Here is a 2,163-nt window from a genome sequence, read left to right as displayed (position 1 = left end):
TGTAAAGGGCCACGATAAAATGTAGGAAAAAGGCCATCGAAAATGTAGGCTGAATTCAAATCTGATAATCTTTTTCATGAAAACATTCAAGGAGAGTGAATCATGAGAAAAGATGTCTTAGAAGGAGTCCTACGCCACATTATGAACGATATTCAACCAAATTACGCAGCTTTGGCTAAACAATACAATTGTGATTACAGAACTGTTAAACGCTATTACGAAGCTGGTAGAAAAGGAAATATAGACCAGCTAAAAAAAAGAAAGTCTTCAAGTTCTCCTTTACTTTCTGGATTTGAAGAGATTATTAGAGATAAATTGGAGTTGAGCTGTTCTGCTTCTTCTATTTATTACTTTATTAAAAAAATGGGTTACACAGGTGGTTATACTACCGTCAAACGATATTGTCGTCACTATCGTGACGAACGGGTGAAAAAAGCAACGATTCGGATTGAAACAACTCCTGGTCTTTCAGCTCAAGTTGACTGGAAGGAAAACATCAAGATGGTGAGTAAATATGGCGAAGTGTTCTACTTTAATATTTTCCTATACGTCTTGGGTTATTCACGCATGAAATATTTAGAAGTGACCTTTGATAGAACGCAGTCCACTGTGTTCCATTGCTTAGTAAATGCGTTTGAGTACTGTGGAAACGGTGTTCCTCAAGAAATATGGTTTGATAATATGAAAACCGTGGTTGATCGAGGAAAAAGTCAATTTAGTCAAACTGTTTTTAACGAGAAATTCCGACAATTTGCGAAAGATGCGCGATTCAATCCTATTGCTTGTCGCCCATTTAGACCACAAACTAAAGGAAAGGTAGAAGCATTAGCTCGAACGGTCAATCGATTAATGGTTTTCAATTATGAATTTGAAAACGAACAAGATCTTAGAAGAATTGTAAATGAGTTTATGGACGATTTAAACAATGAACGTTCTCAAGCCGTAAATGCCAAACCAATCAAATTGCTCAATGATGAAAAAGCTATTCTAATTCCTTTAAATCGTTTGGAACTCTTACGTTATGTTTCCAGAAACCTACATGTAAAAAGAAAAGTTTCCATTGAATCCATGGTTCAATATCAAAATTCAAAATATTCTGTTCCCTTGAAATATATTGGCAAAGAAGTGACTCTGGATGTCCGGAAGGACAACCTTTTCATCTGGTATGGGCATCAATGTATTCGTTCGCATCCATTAAGTGAAAAAGCGTTGAATTATCAACGGGATGATTCGCTTGAAATTCTTCGGTCTGACGTCTTCAAATATTTGGAAGATGAAGAACTAGAGCGGTTTGTAGAGGAAAATTTAGATGCTTATGATGAATTATAAGGAGGAACTTATGTCAAATTACCATCAGTTATTGAACCAGTTAACAGATTTAAATCTTACGTGTGTCAAAGAAAATTTACCTGCACATTTAGATGAGGTAGCCAAAAGTGATAAATCTCTTGTCGATTCTTTATTTGAATTGACGTCTCAAGAAATTAGTTATCGAAAAGCTGAAACCCAAAGAAAAATCTTGAAACGTGCAATGTTTCCTTATCATAAACGTCTCTATGATTTTAATTTTGATTTCCAACCAAAAATTAAAAAAAGTGAAATCCAAGATTTAGTAACTTTGCGCTTCTTAGATACCTATGACAATATTCTTTTCATCGGAAATAGCGGTGTAGGGAAAACGCACTTAGCTGTTTCTATTGGTTTAGAGTGTATAGATAGAGGGTTAAGTTGCTTATTTATCACCAGTACAGAGCTCGTCAATCGGCTCATTCGAGCACATAAGCGTGGAACAAGTGATACTATGCTTAAGAAATATGCAGGATACGCTGTATTAATTATTGATGAAGTTGGCTACTTACCATTTTCAAAAGAAGGATCCAATTTACTATTTCAATTAATCAATATGCGTTATGAGAGGAAATCGACAATTATTACTACAAATATTCCGCTTTCTCAATGGTCGGAAATAATTGGAAATAAGAAATTAACAAATGCTTTATTGGACCGCTTGGTCCATCACTCTAAAATCATTCAAATTACAGGGCCTTCTTATAGAATGAAAAGCTATAGCGAAGACAAAGCGAAAGAAAACAAATAATACAGAAGACCGAATACCTACATTTTCAATGGCCCAAAACCAACATTTTTTTGTGACCCTTGACA

General features: G+C 35.0%; 2 protein-coding genes. Both read left to right on the top strand.

Annotation, left to right across the window (positions count from 1 at the left end):
• Positions 1-102: 102 nt before the first annotated feature.
• Positions 103-1,329: an IS21 family transposase gene (gene istA / locus RV04_RS12785; protein ID WP_048722674.1), complete on the top strand. Its 1,227-nt coding sequence runs from the start codon at positions 103-105 to the stop codon at positions 1,327-1,329.
• Positions 1,330-1,339: 10 nt separating this feature from the next.
• On the top strand, positions 1,340-2,098 hold the full coding sequence (istB, locus tag RV04_RS12780; RefSeq protein ID WP_071858838.1) for an IS21-like element helper ATPase IstB: 759 nt from the start codon (positions 1,340-1,342) through the stop codon (positions 2,096-2,098).
• Positions 2,099-2,163 lie beyond the last annotated feature (65 nt).

It is taken from the genome of Enterococcus hermanniensis (genome assembly GCF_001885945.1).
Classification (GTDB): domain Bacteria; phylum Bacillota; class Bacilli; order Lactobacillales; family Enterococcaceae; genus Enterococcus_A; species Enterococcus_A hermanniensis.
This window is presented reverse-complemented; position numbering and strand designations above follow the sequence as displayed.